A 17351-nucleotide genomic window follows, 5' to 3' on the forward strand; every position below is an offset into this window, starting at 1 on the left:
AATCTAGGTGGCGCGCATTGTAACTCAGGGAACTGGATAGGGGCTGATTGGCATCAATCCGTGTGAAGGGGTCACTGCGACGCCAGCATCGGCCTTTTCGCAGGCAGTCCTGCGAAAAGGCCGATCAATCACGCAGGCTGCTGGGTCCTCAGCTTCTCACTGCGCCCGCGCAGCCACTCCAGGGTCAGCAGCAGCACCACCGAAAAACCGATCAGCAAGGTCGCCGCCGCTGCAATCGTCGGGCTCAGGTTTTCGCGAATGCCGCTGAACATCTGCCGCGGCAGGGTGGCCTGTTCTGGCCCGGCGAGGAACAGCGTCACCACCACCTCATCGAACGAGGTCGCGAAGGCGAACAGCGCCCCAGAGATCACTCCGGGGGCGATCAGCGGCAAGGTGACCCTGCGAAACGCAACCACCGGTGAGGCCCCCAGGCTGGCAGCCGCACGCACCAGGTTGTAATTGAAGCCTTGCAAGGTCGCCGACACGGTAATGATGACGAACGGCACACCCAGCACCGCGTGCACCAGGATCAGCGAAATGAAGCTGTTACCCATCCCCAACGGGGCAAAGAACAGGTAGCTGGCTACACCAATGATCACCACCGGCACCACCATCGGCGAAATCACCAGCGCCATGACCAGCGACTTGCCCGGAAAATCGGCGCGGGTAAGCCCGATCGCTGCCAGCGTACCGAACACCATGGCCAGCAGCGTGGCCGCCGGGGCGACGATGACGCTGTTCCTCAGGGCGCGCATCCACTCGGCCGAGGCGAAGAAATCGTGATACCACTGCAGGGAAAAGCCTTGCAGTGGGTACACCAGGAAGCTGCCACTGTTGAACGACAGCGGCACGATCACCAGTACCGGCAACACCAGAAACAGCAATATCAGGCCACAAAGGATACGCAGGCTGTAGAACCACACCCGTTCCACGGGCGACATGTATGGGCTAAGCATCACTAGGCTCCTCAGCTCAGGCGCAGGCGGCTGGCACCGACCAGCCAGCTATAGATCAGGTACAGCAGCACGGTCGCCAGCAGCAACAGCCCGCCCAGCGCGGTAGCCATGCCCCAGTTGATGCTGGTGTTGGTATAGAAGGCCACGAAGTAGCTGACCATCTGGTCGTTCGGGCTGCCGAGCAGCGCCGGGGTGATGTAGTAACCGATGGCCAGGATGAACACCAGCAGGCAACCGGCGCCCACGCCCGCGTAGGTCTGCGGGAAGTACACCCGCCAGAAGCTGGCGAACGGGTGGCAACCCAAGGAGATCGCTGCACGCATGTAGCTCGGCGAAATGCCCTTCATCACGCTGTATAGCGGCAGGATCATGAACGGCAAGAGGATGTGGACCATCGAGATGTACACGCCGGTGCGGTTGAACACCAGCTCCAGCGGCTGATCGATGATGCCCATGGCCATCAATGCACTGTTGATCAGGCCGCCTGACTGCAGCAGTACGATCCACGCTGCCACCCGCACCAGAATCGACGTCCAGAACGGCAGCAACACCAATATCATCAACAGGTTGCCCTGGCGGGTCGGCAGGTTGGCCAGCAGGTAAGCCAGCGGATACGCCAGCACCAGGCAGATGGCCGTGATCACCACACCCATCCACAGGGTGCGGGCAAAGATGTCCAGGTAGATGGACTGCTCGGGGGTGGCCTTGGCCAACTCGCCGAGGTCATCGATACGGTGGTCGACCGATGCCAGCAGGTAATAAGAAGTCACGCTGCTGGTGTTGCGGCGGATCGCCTGCCAGTAAGCCGGGTCGCCCCAACGTTCATCGAGGGCCTGCAAGGCCTCTTTGTAAGAGGCAGGTTCGGCCTTGAACGGCAGCGCCCGAGCGGTCTTGGAGAGCAGGCTGCGGTAGCCGGCCAGCTCCATGTTCAGGCGTTTGGACAGGTCGCCCAAGGTCTGGTTCTTGCGCGATTCGGCCAGGTCCTGGCTCAGGGCCTTGTAAACCTCCTCGCCAGGCAGGCTCTTGCCATCCCACTGCGACACAGCCTGGACCGTACGCGGCAGGCCGCCGACCACTTCCGGGTTGTCGACGCTCTTGAACAGCAGCGCCGCGATGGGCACCAGGAACACCAGCAGGAGAAACAGCGCCAGCGGCGCGATGAGCGCCTGCGCCTTCCAGCGGTTGACCCGCTCGGCGTGCTTGAGGCGCTGCTTGAGACTTGGACCTGCGCCTTCGTTGAGGGGCACTGCAATGGCCATGGCGAACTCCGCAAAAACAGGGGAACAGGGAGCGCCAGCCAACGGGCCGGCGCTCCTTCGAGGCGCCTTACTTCTTCGCCGCCCAGGCGTTGAAGCGTTGCTCCAGTTGCTCGCTGTTGTCGGCCCAGAAGGCCACATCGATCTGCACCTGGTTGGCGATGTTTTCAGGCGTGGTCGGCATGTCCTTCTTCACCGCGTCCGCCAGCAGCGGCACGGCTTTGGAGTTGGCCGGGCCGTAGGCGATGTTCTCGGAGTAGGTCTTCTGCTGCTCGGGCTGAACGGTATAAGCGATGAATTGCTTCGCTTCCTCGACATTCTTGGCCCCTTTCGGGATGGCCCAAGCGTCGAAGTCGTAGATGCCACCGTTCCACACCACCTTGAGGTTGCTCTCTTTCTGCACCGCAGCAATGCGCCCGTTGTAGGCCGAGCTCATGACCACATCACCCGAGGCCAGGTACTGCGGCGGCTGGGCGCCCGCTTCCCACCACTGGATGCTCGGCTTGAGTTCGTCGAGTTTCTTGAAGGCGCGGTCCACGCCGCCCTTGGTGGCCAGCACCTGGTACACATCCTTGGGCGCAACGCCGTCGGCCATCAGGGCGAACTCGAGCGTGTACTTCGCGCCCTTGCGCAGGCCGCGCTTGCCCGGGAATTTCTTCGTGTCCCAGAAATCGGCCCAGCTGGTCGGGGCTGTCTTGAGCTTGTCAGCGTTGTAGGCCAGCACCGTGGACCAAACGAAGAAGCCTACGCCGCACGGCTGGATGGCGCCCTTCACATAATCGCTTTCGTTGCCGAACAGAGCCGGGTCGAGCTCCTCGAACATGCCTTCATCGCAACCACGGGCCAGTTCTGGCGACTCCACCTCCACCAGGTGCCAAGACACGCTGTTGGTGTCGACCATGGCTTTGATCTTGGCCATTTCACCGTTGTACTCGCCAGCGACGATCTTGCCCTTGCCGGCCTTCTCCCATGGCTCGTAGAACGCCTTGACCTGGGCCGCCTTGTTGGCGCCGCCGAAGGACACTACGGTCAGGTCTGCCGCCATGGCCTGGCCGGCGGCGAACAGGCCAAGGGCCAGGGCGGTCAGTTTCAGCTGCTTGCGCATTATTATTCTCTCCACAGTACAGGGTTGGTGAAGCAATCCATCAGTGGGCTTCGGCAATCGGATCGAGCGCGCGCGCGTGCTCCACCTCCCAGCCCAGCGGTACCACATCGCCCACGGCAAGGGCCGGGTCGAGCTCGGCAATCGGCTGTTTCACGAAGAAGTCAGCCTTGCCACAGACTTCCAGACGCACCCGTACATGGTCGCCCAGGTAGATGAACTCGGCCACGCGGCCGGAGAAGCGATTGACGCAGCTTTGGCTGTGGCCATTGAGGCGCACGCGCTCCGGGCGTACCGACAGGGTCACCGGCTCCCCTGCCTGGCCGACGTTCACCGCCAGCGCCTCGACCCGCTCGCCGCGGGCCAGCTGCACCTGGCAACGATGACCGTCACTGGCCAGCAGCGTGCCGTTGATGCGGTTGTTCTCGCCGATGAAGTTGGCGACGAAGGTGTTGCGCGGCTCCTCATAAAGAGTGCGCGGGTCGGCGATCTGCTGGATCTCGCCCTCATGGAACACCGCCACACGGTCGGACATGGTCAACGCCTCGCCCTGGTCGTGGGTTACGTAGACCACGGTTACACCCAGGCGCTGGTGGATATGCTTGATCTCCATCTGCATGTGTTCACGCAGCTGCTTGTCCAGCGCGCCGAGCGGCTCGTCCATCAGCACCAGCTGCGGCTCGAACACCAACGCCCTGGCCAAGGCCACGCGCTGCTGCTGGCCACCGGAGAGCTGGCCAGGGTAGCGTTTGGCGAAGGCATCGAGCTGCACCATGTTCAGTACCCGCTTGACCCGCTCACTGATGTCGGTCTTGCTCAGGTTGCGCACGCTCAGCGGAAAAGCGAGGTTTTCCGCGACGGTCATGTGGGGGAACAGTGCGTAGTTCTGGAACACCATGCCAATGTCACGTTTGTGCGGCGGCACGTTATTGATGGAGCGCCCGGCCAACTGGATTTCACCGGCGGTCGGGGTCTCGAAACCCGCCAGCATCATCAGGCTGGTGGTCTTGCCCGAGCCGGAAGGGCCGAGCAAGGTGAGGAATTCACCCTTGCGAATGTCCAGGTTGAGGTCTTTGACGATCAGCGATTCGCCGTCGTAGCTCTTCTGCACACCACGGAAACTGACCAGCGTCTCACCGGTGGTCGCGTTCGAATTCGCCTCGCTCATGCCTGCACCTTCTTGTTGGAATGACTGCGTAGGCAAAGACTAAAGAAGACGCAAGCGCCCGGAAATCGGGGGCGCTGAGAGAATGCCATCATCCGGCTGGAAGAGTTTGTGTAGGGATTGCCCTACACCGATGGCGGGATTGGAATGCAAGTCTCAGCCAGCCAGCGGGAAAGCGGTGCCTGGCAGATAACCTATGTCGCAAACAGAACGGTCATACCAGCTTGTGCTCCATGGCGTACTTGACCAGTTCAGCCAGCGAGTTGACCTTGAGCTTCTGCATCAGCCTCGCCTTGTGGGTGCTGATGGTCTTGCTGGAGAGCGCCAGCTGCTGAGCGATATCGTTGACGTTGGCACCTTGAGCCAAGCGTTCGAACACCGAGAACTCGCGCTCCGACAGCAGGGTATGCAGCGGCCGAGTTTCGGTCAGGCCGACCTCGAAGACCATGCGGTCGGCCAACGCCGGATCGATGTAGCGCCCGCCGCCGGCCACTCGCCGGATTGCGGTCAGCAGCAAGGCAGGGTCACTGTCCTTGGTGGCATAGCCGGCAGCGCCGGCCTTGAGCGCGCGCGCGGCCATCTGCGCTTCGTCGTGCATCGACAGCATCAGGATCGCCGGCGGGTTGTGCAGCGCGCGGATCCGCGCAATCGCCTCCAACCCACTGACACCGGGCATCGAGATATCCAGCAACACCACTTCGCAGGCGGTGTGGCGCAGGGTTTCCAGCAGCTGTTCACCATTACCGGCCTCCCCCACCACCTGCATGTCCTTGGCCAGGCCGATCAACTGCTTGATGCCTTCGCGGACAATGGTGTGGTCTTCGGCCACCAGCACTCGAATCACGATCGTTCTCCTAATCCAACGCTATGGTCACGCTCAGGCTGGTGCCTTCACCTGGCTCGCTATTCAACACCATGCTGCCACCGAGCATCAGTACCCGCTCACGCACCCCCACAAGGCCGAACGAGGTTGGCCGTGGCTGGTCCAGGCAGAACCCGCTACCGTCATCACTGACCGTCATACGCAGTTTTTCGCCCTCGCGCACCAGCTCTACCTCGACACTGTGCGCCTTTGCATGGCGCATGACGTTGGTCAGAGCCTCCTGCAGGATACGGAACAAGCCGATAGCTTTTGCATCGCTCAATGCTGGCAGATTATCCGGTACCTGCACCAGGCAGGGGATCTGCGTGCGCGCTTCGAAGCGCCGTGCCTGCCATTCGATGGCCGAGGCGATACCGGCGTCCAGGATCGGCGGGCGCAACGCCGTTGCCACATCGCGCACCAGCTGGAACAGCTGAGCGATCAGGCGCTTCATGCTGGCCAGGCGCTCGTTCAGCGCAGGGTCGAGCTCGGCAAAAGCCAGTTCGCACATCGACACTTCAAGCTTGAGCACGGTCAGCATCTGCCCCAGTTCATCGTGCACTTCGCGGGCGATACGGGCCTTTTCTTCCTCGCGCACGCTCTCCAGGTGTGCCGACAGTTCACGCAGTTGCTCCTGGGACCTCGCAAGCGCCAGCTCCCCGCGCTTGCTCTGGGTAATGTCCCAGACAATACCGTCCCAGACCACCCGGCCGTTGGCCAGGCGGCGGGTACTGGCCTTGATGTCGGCCCACCGCTGCTCACCTTCACGGGTGAGGATTCGCCCTTGCCAGGACCAGTCCTGATCGCTGGCAATGGCCAAGTCCTGCACCTGGTGGTAGTCAGCACGATCTTGCGGGTGGACCAGATTGCGCAAGCCCATCTGCGGGTGCTGGATCTGCGCGGGCGTATAACCCACCAACGCCTCACTGCCCTCGCTGATATAGGGAAACTCCGGGTCCCCTTCCGCTGGTGCGGGCTCCAGACGGAACACCAGCCCCGGCACATTGCCAGCAATACCCTTGAGCCGCGCCTCGCTTTCACGCAGCGCCGCCAGGGCGCGGTGGCGTTCGGTGACATCGGCAAGGTACACCACCAGGTACTCGGCATCGCGAAAGCGCAGGAAGCTCAACGACAACTCAACAGGCAACAGACTGCCGTCGGCGCACAGGCATTGGGTTTCGAACTGCCGAGCCCCGGCCTCCCCGGCTCGCGCGGCCCGCCACAACTGCAGCCAGCGGTCCATGCTCAGGTTCGGCTCGAAGTCGCTCAGCGGACGCTCCAGCAACGCCGCCTCGGCATAACCCAGCATGCGCCCCACCGCGTGGTTGGCGTAACGCACGTGGCTGTCCCAGTTGACCCAGAGGATGCCCACCGTACTCTGGTCGATGGCGAACTGGCTCAGGCGCAGTGCCTCCTCGCGCACCTGCCGCTCAGCCAGGTGCTCCCGCGCCGCCAGCAGGCTACGCTCGAGCTGGCGCTGCTGGCGGCGCTGCCACACCAGGGTGGCCCCGGCACACAGCAGCAACATGCCGAACAGCAACGCAAGGTTTTGCCAGAAACCGGTGGATTCGCTCAGACGCGGGTATTTGGGCTGCAACCAACGCTGATGCAGTTGCTCCAGCTCTTTGGCGGGCATGGCCTGCAGGCCCCGTTCAAGCACATCGGCCAGCAACGGCCAGTCACGCCGCGAGCCCACGCGCAATAATTGCGGCAGGCCGATATCGCCGAGCACTGCCAGGTCACCGAACTCGCTTTCACGGGACAACCTGCTGAGCTGGGCTTCATCCAGCACCGCGTAGCTGGCCTGGCCCCCTACCACCAGTTGCAAGGCCTGGCGCTCGTTGGGCACACCTTGCAGGTTGAGATTGGCGTAATTGCCCCGCAGGTAATCGGCCAGCACGCTGGGCATGCGTACCGCCACACGCTCGTTGGCCTCAAGCTTTTCCAGCTCGACGGCCAACGCACCGGTCCGCGGCCCCACCACAAGTTGCGGCACACGCATGTAAGGGTCGCTGAACAACCACAGACGCAAGCTGGCCGGTGTTTGTGTAAGGCCCGGGGCAAAGTCGATTTCACCCGCCTGCAGGGCGTGTTCGAGGCTGGCCTGGTCAGTGAAGTTACGCCAGGTGAGGTCCAGCTTGAGCGCCTGCGCCAGCCAGTTCACCAGCTCGACATTGGCCCCGTAGAGTTGCTGCAGACGGCGGTCGAACTGGGCATAGGGCGCCTGCAGCACCAGGCCGACCCGCAGGCTGCGATGGGTGTCCAGCCATTGCTGCTGGGCAGGTTCGAGTACCACCGCAGGTGCTGCCTCAGGCCTTGCCAAAGCAATCAAGGGTAGCCACAAGCAGCCGATAACCAACAGGCGACGCAATCGCTTCATCTACACGCTCGTCTTGGCAAGGGCGGCCATGCAGCATGGCCGTCGCGGGCAAATACTATTAGGCTGCCGGTATCATTCTGGCCTTGGGTTGATTCATGTTCACACTTTATCGCACGACGCTGGCAATGTGCTGCCTTGCCTCGCTCCTACCACTTGGCGCCCTGGCCGCCGACGCCGAAAAACCAGCAACCGCAGAGGCTGCCGCCGCACCTGCGCCACGCCCACCGCTGCTGGAGCGTAGCCAGGAAGATGCGCAGGCCCTTGAACGCCTGTTGCCCAAAGCCGAGCAGCAAACGCTGGAAGCCGGGTCCGACAGCTTCCTGGCCCTGTGGAAACCAGCCAACGACAGCGACCCGCAAGGCACGGTGATCATCGTCCCTGGCGCCGGAGAAACCGCCGACTGGCCCAATGCGGTCGGCCCGTTGCGACGCAAGTTCCCTGACGCCGGCTGGAACAGCCTCAGCATGAGCCTGCCCGACCTGCTCGCCGATAGCCCACAGGCACGGGTCCAGGCCACGCCAGCTGCCGCACCGCAGCCAGAGCAGGGCGAGAGCGCACCGGCAAAGGAAACCCCCGTCGATGCCAACGCCAACGTGGCCCAGGCTACTGCGGCGGATGCCGACACGGCAGAAAGCACCGATGCCGAACAGGCCAGCGAACAGAACGATCAGGCTGATGCCGAACGCATCTTCGCGCGCCTGGATGCTGCGGTGGCGTACGCTCAGCAACAGAACTCACGCAGCATCGTGCTGATCGGCCATGGCAGCGGCGCCTACTGGGCAGCCCGCTACCTGGGCGAAAAGCAACCACCGCAGGTACAGAAGCTGGTGATGATCGCCGCGCAGACCCCGGCAAGGGTCGAGCACGACCTGGAAAGCCTGACACCTACCCTCAAAGTGCCGACTGCCGATATCTACTACGCAACCCGCACCGGCGACCGCAATGCCGCCATGCAACGCCTGCAGGCCAGCAAGCGCCAGAAAGACAGCCAGTACAAGCAGCTTTCGCTGATTGCGATGCCGGGGAACAAGAGCGCGGAACAGGAACAGTTGTTCCGCCGGGCCAGGGGGTGGATGAGCCCGCAGGAATGAAGTGACGGGCCAGCTCCGGCCGTTGCACCAGCAGGCTGGCTGCCACAGGTACAGCGCCGCTTGCCGGTGACAGGGGCTTTAGAGCCCCCGCCGTTTACGGATCAACGCATAAGCCTGGTGCAGCTCTCGAGTGCGTTCGGTCGCCTCCCTGAGCTGCGCTTCACTGGCACCGCTCCCGGCCAGCTTGTCCGGATGGTGCCGGCTGACCAGCCGGCGATAGGCCTGCTTGACCCGGTCGCCTTCCGTATCGGCATCTATCCCCAGCAAGCGCAGCGCAGCCGCATAGGTCATGACGCTACTGGCCGTGCTCATTTTGCGTGGCTCATATTCCAGCGACATGGCCTGCACCTGGCGCCGGCTGAGCCCCAGCTTCTGCCCCCAGTCCAGCAGCAGTTCCCGCTCATGATCCCCGGCCTTGCCGTCAGCCCAGGCCATACGCCAACACGCCCGCAACGTGCCCTCGGCCGCATGTGGCTGCAAGCGAATGCGACGCAGGTGGTGGGCTAAGCGGTCCTTGCCCGCCTTGCCGCGGTTGAAGGCGGCAATCGCGCGCATCCTGGCGGCCTCGGCCAGGCCCAGCCGGACCATCTCCTGGCGCGCCTGCTGAATATGCTGTTCACCCACTCGCCCATCGCTTTTGGCCAGCCGCCCAAGCAGGACGAACAACAACTCCTCGTCACGCAGGGCCGGCCGGCCTCCCAACCGTTCGCGCATGTCTTCCCAGCCCTGCACACGCAGGCGCCGATCCATGGCTTGGCCAAGCAATGCCCCCAGCAGCGCGCCAGGGATGCTGGCGACAGCGAAACCCGCGCCTAGCCCGATTACCGTGCCTGGCCACCACATCTCAGGCACGCTCGCGTATAAGGCGTTCGGCCTCGGCCAGGCGCTCCTGGGTACCGACATCGACCCAGGCGCCACGGTAGTGCTCGCCGGTCACCTTGCCTGCCGACATGGCTTGGCGCAGAAGTGGCGCCAGTTTGAAGGCCCCCGCCTGGCAACCTGCGAACAAGGCTGGATGCAGCACTGAAAGGCCGCTGAAGGTCAGGGTGCCAGGGGTCTCGTCACCGTCCACCACCTGCCCACCTTGCAGGCGGAAGTCGCCCCGCCCGTGATGGCCAGGGTTATCGACCAGCACCAGATGCGCCAGGCCCTGCAGCGGTGCACGCAAGCGCGCGAACGGGTAATCGGTCCAGACATCGCCATTGACCAGCAGGAACGGGGCGTCGCCCAGCAAAGGCAATGCCTGGAATATGCCGCCCCCCGTCTCCAGCGGCTCGCCCTCAGGCGAGTAGCGAATGCTCAGGCCGAAGCGGCTGCCATCGCCGAGGTGATCTTCGATCTGCTGGCCAAGCCAGGCGTGGTTGATCACCACGTCGGTAAAACCGGCTGTCGCCAGCGCACGCAGGTGATATTCGATCAACGGCTGGCCGGCCACGGGCAGCAACGGCTTTGGCGTGTGCAGGGTCAGCGGGCGCATGCGCTCGCCCTTGCCTGCGGCGAGAATCATCGCTTTCATCCACGCGCTCCGGCCTTGAGTTCGGCGATCAACTGGCCGAGCTCGGCCAGTTCAGGGCGACGGCCGACCACTTCGTCTATATAGGCGAAGAAACGCGGCACATCAGCCAGGTAGCGCGGCTTGCCGTCACGGTGGCAGATACGCGCGAAGATGCCGATCACCTTCAGATGGCGCTGCACACCCATCAGGTCGCTGGCGCGCTGGAAATCTTCGAACGACGGCTGAACCGGGATCCCGGCGGCCTGCGCTTTGTCCCAGTAGTTGCGCAACCAGCCTTCGACTCGCGCTTGTGGCCAACTGAGGAAAGCGTCCTTGAACAGGCAGGTAATGTCATAGGTGACCGGACCGTACACCGCGTCCTGGAAGTCGAGCACGCCCGGGTTCGGCGTGCTCTGCATCAGGTTGCGCGGCATGTAGTCGCGGTGCACCAGCACCTTGGGTTGGGCAAGGGCACTGTCGATCAGCAACTGGCTGATGCGCTGCCAACTGGCCTGCTGCGCCTCGTTGAAGGCCAGGCCGAGCTCACGCCCGACATACCACTCGGGGAACAGCTCGACCTCACGGCGCAGCAAAGCGTCGTCGTAGCTCGGCAACGGCGCTTCCATCGGCAGGCGCTGAAAAGCCAGCAGGGCGTCGATCGCGTCGGCGAACAATGCATCGGCGTTATCCGGGTTAATGATGTCGAGGTATGTCTGATGGCCCAGATCCCCCAGCAACAGAAAACCACGGTCCAGATCTTGGGCATGAATCACCGGTACATGCACGCCCGCACTGGCCAGCAGATGGTCGATGGCAACGAACGGGCGGCAGTTTTCCTGTGGCGGCGGCGCATCCATGATCACAAAACTGTGGCCTGCGCCCTGCCAGCGGAAGTAACGGCGAAAGCTCGCATCGCTGCTGGCGGCGGTCAGGCTGCCTTCGGGCACCTCGCCCCAGGCGTTGTTGCGGAAAAGAACATTGAGCTGCTCGGCGAGCCAGACAGTCAGTTGTTGCAGGCGTACATCGTGGTCAGGCATTACAAGGGTCTCCGACGGCCCTAGCCGTCAAGCGGGTCATGCTTTATTATCCAGCATCTTTTTCAGACCATCGAGAGGCGTGCGGCCCCACACGCGGGCAGATGGCACGCAGGAAGCCCGGACTAATAAGATGGCATTGAAATCCCCCGCGTTTCGTAGAAAGTTTCCGTTGCTGGTCACCGGCGGTCTGCTGGCCCTGCAACCTTTTGCCACCTCGTACGTGGTAGCAGCCGAGCAGTTCGACTGCCAAGTGTCCGCCTCCGGTGGTTGGGACTGCAAGCCCAAGAGCCCAGTCAACAACTTGCCACCGCGCCCAGTGCATGACGGCGCTGCGCTCACTTCCGGCACCGAGGCCCCATCGGCCGAGGCCGAAAGTGCTGACAAGCCGGTGCTGGTCACCGAGAGCAAAGGCCGTGGCCTGAAGTCGCGCAGCGAGGATTACAGCCATCTCGATTGGGTCCCGCGCGAAAAGCTCACCGCTGCCCAGCTAGCCGAAACCGGCCCGTACTGCGGTGGCGCGTACATCGAGCCGACTCGCCCAGGCATGGCCGACACCACGCCCAAGGACGAATCGCCGACCTACATCAACGCCAAGGTCTCCAAGTACCAGCAGGAGCAGCAGATCGCTACCCTCGCCGGTGACGTGGTCATGCGCCAAGGCAGCATGCAGGCCGAAGCCGATGAGGCCAACCTGTACCAGGCCGAGAACCGTGGCGAGCTCAAGGGCAACGTCAGGATTCGCGACAACGGCTCGCTGGTCGTGGGCGACGAGGCGCAGATCCAGCTCGACACGGGCGAAGCCCAGGTCGACAACGCCGAATACGTGATGCACAAGTCGCACATCCGCGGCAACGCCCTGTACGCCAAGCGTAGCGAGAACGCCATCATCCGCCTCAAGGATGGTACCTACACCACGTGTGAACCGGGCAGCAACGCCTGGCAGCTCAAGGGCAACAACATCACCCTGAACCCGGCCACCGGCTTCGGTACCGCGACCAACGTCACCCTGCGGGTCAAGGATTTCCCGGTGTTCTACACACCGTACATCTATTTCCCGATCGACGACCGTCGCCAATCCGGCTTCCTGCCACCGTCATTCAGCAGCACCAGCGACACCGGCTTCATGCTGGTCACGCCGTACTACTTCAACCTGGCGCCCAACTACGACGCCACGTTGTACCCGCGTTACATGACCAAGCGTGGCTTGCTGATGGAAGGCGAATTCCGCTACCTGACCAAGTCCAGCGAAGGCCAGTTCGGCGGCGCGTACCTGAACGACAAGAACGATGATCGCAAAGACCAGACTGATTACGAAGATCAGCGCTGGATGATCAACTGGCAGCATAAAGGTGGCCTGGACGAGCGCCTGATGACTGAAGTCGATTACACCGACATCAGCGATCCGTTCTACTTCCAGGACCTGGAGAGCGATCAGATCGGCGTCCAGAGCAATGATGTGGTCAACCAGCAAGGTGCACTGACCTGGCGTGGCGACACCTATACCGCTCGACTGAATGCGCAAGCGTACGAGATGGCGACCCTGTCGCAGATCACCCCGTACAACAAGCTGCCGCAGATCACTATCGACGGGATGCTCCCGTATCACCCGGGTGGGTTTGATTTCAGCTACCAGACCGAGGCCGTGCGCTTCGATCGTGACCTGAAGGATGACTTTGTCACTGACGAAGATGGCAACCCGGACATCACCGCCGGCGAAGAGGGCAAACGTCTCGATGAAAACGTCAGCGGCATCGCGCGCGCCAACGGCAACCGCCTGAATTTTGCCCCGGCAATCAGCCTGCCTATGCAAGCCAGTTACGGTTACGTTACGCCAAAGCTGAAGTATGTTTACACCAACTATGACCTTGATCTTGATGGTCAAGGCAAGCAAGAAGCGCTGGCGCAAGCGTCACAACCAGGATACGGCAGCTACAGCAGCTCTATCAGCCGTGACGTTCCTATCTTCAGTGTTGACAGCGGTTTGTACTTCGACCGCAACACCTCGATGTTCGGCACCAACTATCGCCAGACACTCGAACCGCGCATGTTCTACCTCTACGTTCCTTACAAGGATCAGACGGACATTCCGCTGTTCGATACCAGCGAAACGCTGTTCAACTTCGATTCGCTGTTCCGCGACAACCGCTTCAGCGGCACCGACCGTATCGGTGACGAGAACAAGCTGTCGCTGGGCGTGACCACCCGCTGGATTCAGGACGACGGTTTCCAACGTCAGAACTTCAGCATCGGTCAAGCACTGTACTTCAAGGATCGCAAGGCCCAGCTGCCAGGCATCAACTACCGTGATCGCAGTGACGCGCAGTCTGACGTTTCGCCGTACGCGCTGGTGTACAACTACTACTTCAACCGCGACTGGCGCTTCAATTCGGACTTCAACTGGGACCCGGACAGCCGCAGCACTCGCTCGGGCAGCGCGATGTTCCACTACCAGCCTGAAGACAACCCGAACAAGGTGGTCAACCTCGGCTATCGCTACCGCAACGACACCATCGCCTACGACTCCACGACCGGTACATGGAAAGTGGGTGGCGGTGACTATGGCAACCCAGGCGACCCGAACTACATCAAGGACTACTACAAGATCCAGCAGCACGACTTCTCGGTGATCTGGCCGATCGTGCCGCAATGGAACGTGATCGCCCGCTGGCAGCACGATTACAACCGCAACCGCACCCTGGAAGCCATGGGCGGTTTCGAATACGACAACTGCTGCTGGAAACTACGTCTGATCAACCGTTACTGGATCGACTACGACGACTTCAGCCAGGCCGCCCCGCAAAACGAAAAAGGCGACCATGGCATCTTCCTGCAGATCGTGCTGAAAGGCCTCGGTGGCGTGGTAGGCAACAAGGTCGAATCTTTCCTCGACCAAGGCATTGAAGGTTACCGTGAACGTGAAGACCAAGCTTATTGATCGTCTGCGCCCAGTGTTGCTGGGCGCTGTATTGCTGAGTGGCGCGGTGCATGCCGCGGTGCAACCCCTGGATCGTGTGGTGGCCATCGTCGACAACGACGTGGTCATGCAAAGCCAACTGGACCAGCGCGTCCAGGAGGTTCAGCAAACCATCGCCAAGCGCGGCGGCGGCGTACCGCCGACCAGCGCGCTGGAGCAGCAGGTACTGGAACGCCTGATCGTCGAGAACCTGCAGCTGCAGATCGGTGAACGTTCGGGCATCCGCATCACCGACGAGGAACTCAACCAGGCCATCGGCACCATTGCCCAGCGCAATGGCATGTCGCTGGACCAGTTCCGCGCCGCGCTGGCCCGCGACGGCCTGTCGTTCGACGACGCCCGCGAGCAGGTCAAACGCGAGATGATCATCAGCCGCGTGCGCCAGCGCCGTGTGGCCGAGCGCATCCAGGTTTCCGAGCAGGAAGTGAAAAACTTCCTCGCCTCGGACCTGGGCAAGATGCAGATGTCCGAAGACTACCGTCTGGCCAACATCCTCATCCCAACCCCGGAAGGCGCCAACTCGGACGACATCCAGAAGGCTGCGCGAAAGGTCGGTGACGTGTACCAGCAACTGCGCCAGGGCGCTGACTTTGGCCAGATGGCGATTGCCAACTCGGCCAGCGAGAACGCCCTTGAGGGTGGCGAGATGGGCTGGCGTAAAGCTGGCCAGTTGCCGCCTGAATTTGCCAAGCTGCTCAGCAGCATGGCCACGGGCGACATCACCCAGCCACTGCGCATCCCTAGCGGCTTCATCATCATCAAGCTCGAAGAGAAGCGCGGCGGCAGCGAAAACGTGCTGCGTGACGAAGTACATGTACGCCACATCCTGATCAAGCCAAGCGAAATCCGCAGCGAAGCCGCCACCGAGCAGCTGGCTGAGCGCCTGTACGAACGGATCAAGGACGGCGAAGACTTCGCCGAGCTGGCGAAAAGCTTCTCGGAAGACCCGGGTTCAGCGCTCAACGGCGGTGACCTCAACTGGGTCGACCCGAACAGCCTGGTACCGGAGTTCCGCGAGCAGATGGCCAACGCCCAGCAGGGTGTCGTGACCAAACCGTTCAAGACCCAGTACGGCTGGCATGTCCTGGAAGTGCTGGGCCGTCGTGCCACCGACAGCACCGAACAGGCACGCGAGCAGCAGGCAATGAACGTACTGCGTAACCGCAAGTACGACGAAGAGCTGCAGACCTGGCTGCGCCAGATCCGCGACGAAGCCTACGTTGAAATCAAGCTGCCTGGCGCTGACCAGGCCGCACAGTGAAGCCCCTGCGCTTCGCCGTCACTCCCGGCGAACCGGCCGGCATAGGCCCCGACCTGTGCCTGCTGCTCGCCGCCGAGCCCCAGCCTCACCCCCTGATCGCCATCACCAGCCGTGACCTGCTCGCCGAGCGGGCCACGCAGCTGGGGCTGGCCGTCAACCTGCTTGCGGTAGCGCCGGGCCACTGGCCTGACCAGCCGGCGCCGGCAGGTAGCCTCTACGTATGGGATACTCCCCTGGCCGCCCCCGTGGTGCCGGGCATGCTGGACAAAGCCAACGCGGCTTTTGTCCTGCAGACCCTGACGCGGGCCGGGCAAGGCTGCCTTGAAGGGCATTTCGCCGGCATGATCACGGCCCCTGTGCACAAGGGCGTGATCAACGAAAGCGGCATTGCCTTTTCCGGCCATACCGAATTCCTGGCAGAGCTGACCCACACTGCCCAGGTCGTGATGATGCTGGCGACCCATGGCCTGCGCGTGGCGCTGGTAACCACGCACCTGCCACTGCGCGACATCGCGGACGCTATCACCCCTGAGCGCCTGGAGCGGGTTACCCGCATCCTGCACGCCGACATGCGCGACAAGTTCGGCATCGCCAACCCACGCATCCTGGTCTGCGGGCTCAACCCGCATGCCGGCGAAGGCGGCCACCTGGGCCGCGAAGAAATCGACATCATCGAACCGGCACTGGCCCGCCTGCGCACCGAAGGCATGGACCTGCGCGGCCCGCTGCCGGCCGATACCCTGTTTACCCCCAAATATCTGGAGCACTGCGACGCGGTGCTGGCGATGTACCACGACCAAGGCCTGCCTGTACTCAAGTACAAAGGTTTCGGCGCTGCAGTCAACGTTACCCTGGGCCTGCCGATCATCCGCACGTCGGTCGATCACGGCACCGCCCTGGACCTTGCCGGTACCGGCAACGTCGACACCGGCAGCCTGCGCGTCGCCCTGGAAACCGCCTACCAGATGGCCGAGAACCGACCATGAACGAGCATTATCAACACCGGGCGCGTAAGCGCTTCGGTCAGAACTTCCTGCATGACGCTGGCATCATCGACCGCATCCTGCGCGCCATCAATGCCAAAGCCGGCGAACACCTGCTGGAGATCGGCCCGGGCCAGGGCGCCCTGACCGAGGGCCTGCTGGGCAGCGGCGCACAGCTGGACGTCGTAGAGCTGGACAAAGACCTGGTGCCGATCCTGCAGCACAAGTTTGCCGGGCGCGACAACTTCCGCCTGCACCAGGGCGATGCCCTGAAGTTCGATTTCAACCAGCTGGGCGTGCCGGCACGCAGCCTCAAAGTCGTAGGTAACCTGCCCTACAACATCTCCACGCCGTTGATTTTCCACCTGCTCAGCCACGCCGGGCTGATTCGCGACATGCACTTCATGCTGCAGAAGGAAGTGGTCGAGCGTATGGCCGCAGGGCCTGGCGGCGGTGACTGGGGCCGGCTGTCGATCATGGTGCAGTACCACTGCCGGGTCGAGCACCTGTTCAACGTAGGCCCAGGTGCGTTCAACCCGCCGCCGAAGGTGGACTCGGCCATCGTACGCCTGGTACCGCATGAGGTGCTGCCGCACCCGGCCAAGGACCACCTGCTGCTGGAACGCGTCGTGCGCGAAGCCTTCAACCAGCGCCGCAAGACGCTGCGCAATACCCTCAAAGGCCTGCTCGACAGCCAGGCCATCGAGGCCGCTGGCGTTGATGGCAGCCTGCGCCCCGAGCAGCTGGACCTGGCCGCATTCGTACGCCTGGCAGACCAGCTGGCAGACC

Annotated in this window: 14 protein-coding genes; 5 read left to right on the forward strand and 9 right to left on the reverse strand. The window is 62.8% G+C overall.

The genetic code is table 11. The features are described from left to right. Positions 1–128 precede the first annotated feature (128 nt). From BLX42_RS16820 to BLX42_RS16845, 6 genes are all read right to left on the reverse strand, one after another. Positions 129–956 carry an ABC transporter permease gene (locus BLX42_RS16820; protein WP_012316549.1) on the reverse strand — a complete coding sequence of 276 codons (828 nt, stop codon included), beginning with the start codon at positions 954–956 and terminating at the stop codon, positions 129–131. Positions 957–967: 11 nt separating this feature from the next. Then, the gene (locus BLX42_RS16825; RefSeq protein ID WP_161872215.1) at positions 968–2215 is read right to left on the reverse strand and encodes an ABC transporter permease; all 1248 of its coding nucleotides are present in this window, start codon (positions 2213–2215) and stop codon (positions 968–970) included. Positions 2216–2282: 67 nt separating this feature from the next. Next, on the reverse strand, positions 2283–3317 hold the full coding sequence (locus tag BLX42_RS16830) for an ABC transporter substrate-binding protein (RefSeq protein WP_046787581.1): 1035 nt from the start codon (positions 3315–3317) through the stop codon (positions 2283–2285). 40 nt (positions 3318–3357) lie between these two features. Continuing rightward, positions 3358–4482 carry an ABC transporter ATP-binding protein gene (locus BLX42_RS16835; protein WP_039601666.1) on the reverse strand — a complete coding sequence of 375 codons (1125 nt, stop codon included), beginning with the start codon at positions 4480–4482 and terminating at the stop codon, positions 3358–3360. 211 nt (positions 4483–4693) lie between these two features. Then, positions 4694–5326, reverse strand: coding sequence for a response regulator transcription factor (locus tag BLX42_RS16840; RefSeq protein ID WP_174142587.1), 633 nt, complete (start codon positions 5324–5326; stop codon positions 4694–4696). 7 nt (positions 5327–5333) lie between these two features. Further along, positions 5334–7721 (reverse strand): PAS domain S-box protein, encoded by a 2388-nt coding sequence (locus tag BLX42_RS16845; protein WP_161872216.1) that lies wholly within the window; start codon positions 7719–7721, stop codon positions 5334–5336. Between the two features lie 95 nt (positions 7722–7816). On the opposite strand from BLX42_RS16845, the gene BLX42_RS16850 reads away from it, so the two are divergent. After that, a complete protein-coding gene (locus tag BLX42_RS16850) occupies positions 7817–8812 on the forward strand; it encodes an alpha/beta hydrolase family protein (protein WP_125924634.1) in 996 nt (331 codons plus the stop codon). 78 nt (positions 8813–8890) lie between these two features. On the opposite strand, the gene BLX42_RS16855 is transcribed toward BLX42_RS16850, so the two are convergent. The 3 genes from BLX42_RS16855 to BLX42_RS16865 are packed head-to-tail and all read right to left on the reverse strand — an operon-like array spanning position 8891 to position 11344. Then, positions 8891–9655 (reverse strand): TerB family tellurite resistance protein, encoded by a 765-nt coding sequence (locus tag BLX42_RS16855; protein WP_046787603.1) that lies wholly within the window; start codon positions 9653–9655, stop codon positions 8891–8893. 1 nt (position 9656) lies between these two features. Next, positions 9657–10328, reverse strand: a complete 672-nt coding sequence (gene murU / locus BLX42_RS16860; protein ID WP_115273030.1) for an N-acetylmuramate alpha-1-phosphate uridylyltransferase MurU — start codon at positions 10326–10328, stop codon at positions 9657–9659. After that, positions 10325–11344, reverse strand: a complete 1020-nt coding sequence (locus BLX42_RS16865) for an aminoglycoside phosphotransferase family protein (RefSeq protein ID WP_125924631.1) — start codon at positions 11342–11344, stop codon at positions 10325–10327. Before BLX42_RS16865 ends, murU begins: the two co-directional genes overlap by 4 nt. A 130-nt stretch (positions 11345–11474) precedes the next feature. Here BLX42_RS16865 and BLX42_RS16870 point away from each other — a divergent pair, with 130 nt between their 5' ends. The 4 genes from BLX42_RS16870 to rsmA form a co-directional block, all read left to right on the forward strand. Further along, positions 11475–14279 (forward strand): LPS-assembly protein LptD, encoded by a 2805-nt coding sequence (locus BLX42_RS16870; RefSeq protein WP_161872217.1) that lies wholly within the window; start codon positions 11475–11477, stop codon positions 14277–14279. Then, a complete protein-coding gene (surA, locus tag BLX42_RS16875; RefSeq protein ID WP_177010809.1) occupies positions 14254–15579 on the forward strand; it encodes a peptidylprolyl isomerase SurA in 1326 nt (441 codons plus the stop codon). The genes BLX42_RS16870 and surA overlap by 26 nt, the downstream gene beginning before the upstream one ends. Then, positions 15576–16565 (forward strand): 4-hydroxythreonine-4-phosphate dehydrogenase PdxA, encoded by a 990-nt coding sequence (pdxA, locus tag BLX42_RS16880; RefSeq protein ID WP_161872218.1) that lies wholly within the window; start codon positions 15576–15578, stop codon positions 16563–16565. The genes surA and pdxA overlap by 4 nt, the downstream gene beginning before the upstream one ends. After that, the coding region (rsmA, locus tag BLX42_RS16885) for a 16S rRNA (adenine(1518)-N(6)/adenine(1519)-N(6))-dimethyltransferase RsmA (RefSeq protein WP_161872219.1) at positions 16562–17351 on the forward strand (790 nt) is incomplete at its 3' end. The genes pdxA and rsmA, both read left to right, overlap by 4 nt.

Origin of the sequence: Pseudomonas sp. SG-MS2 (assembly GCF_009933855.1) — a bacterium.
GTDB classification, from domain to species: Bacteria; Pseudomonadota; Gammaproteobacteria; order Pseudomonadales; family Pseudomonadaceae; genus Aquipseudomonas; species Aquipseudomonas putida_E.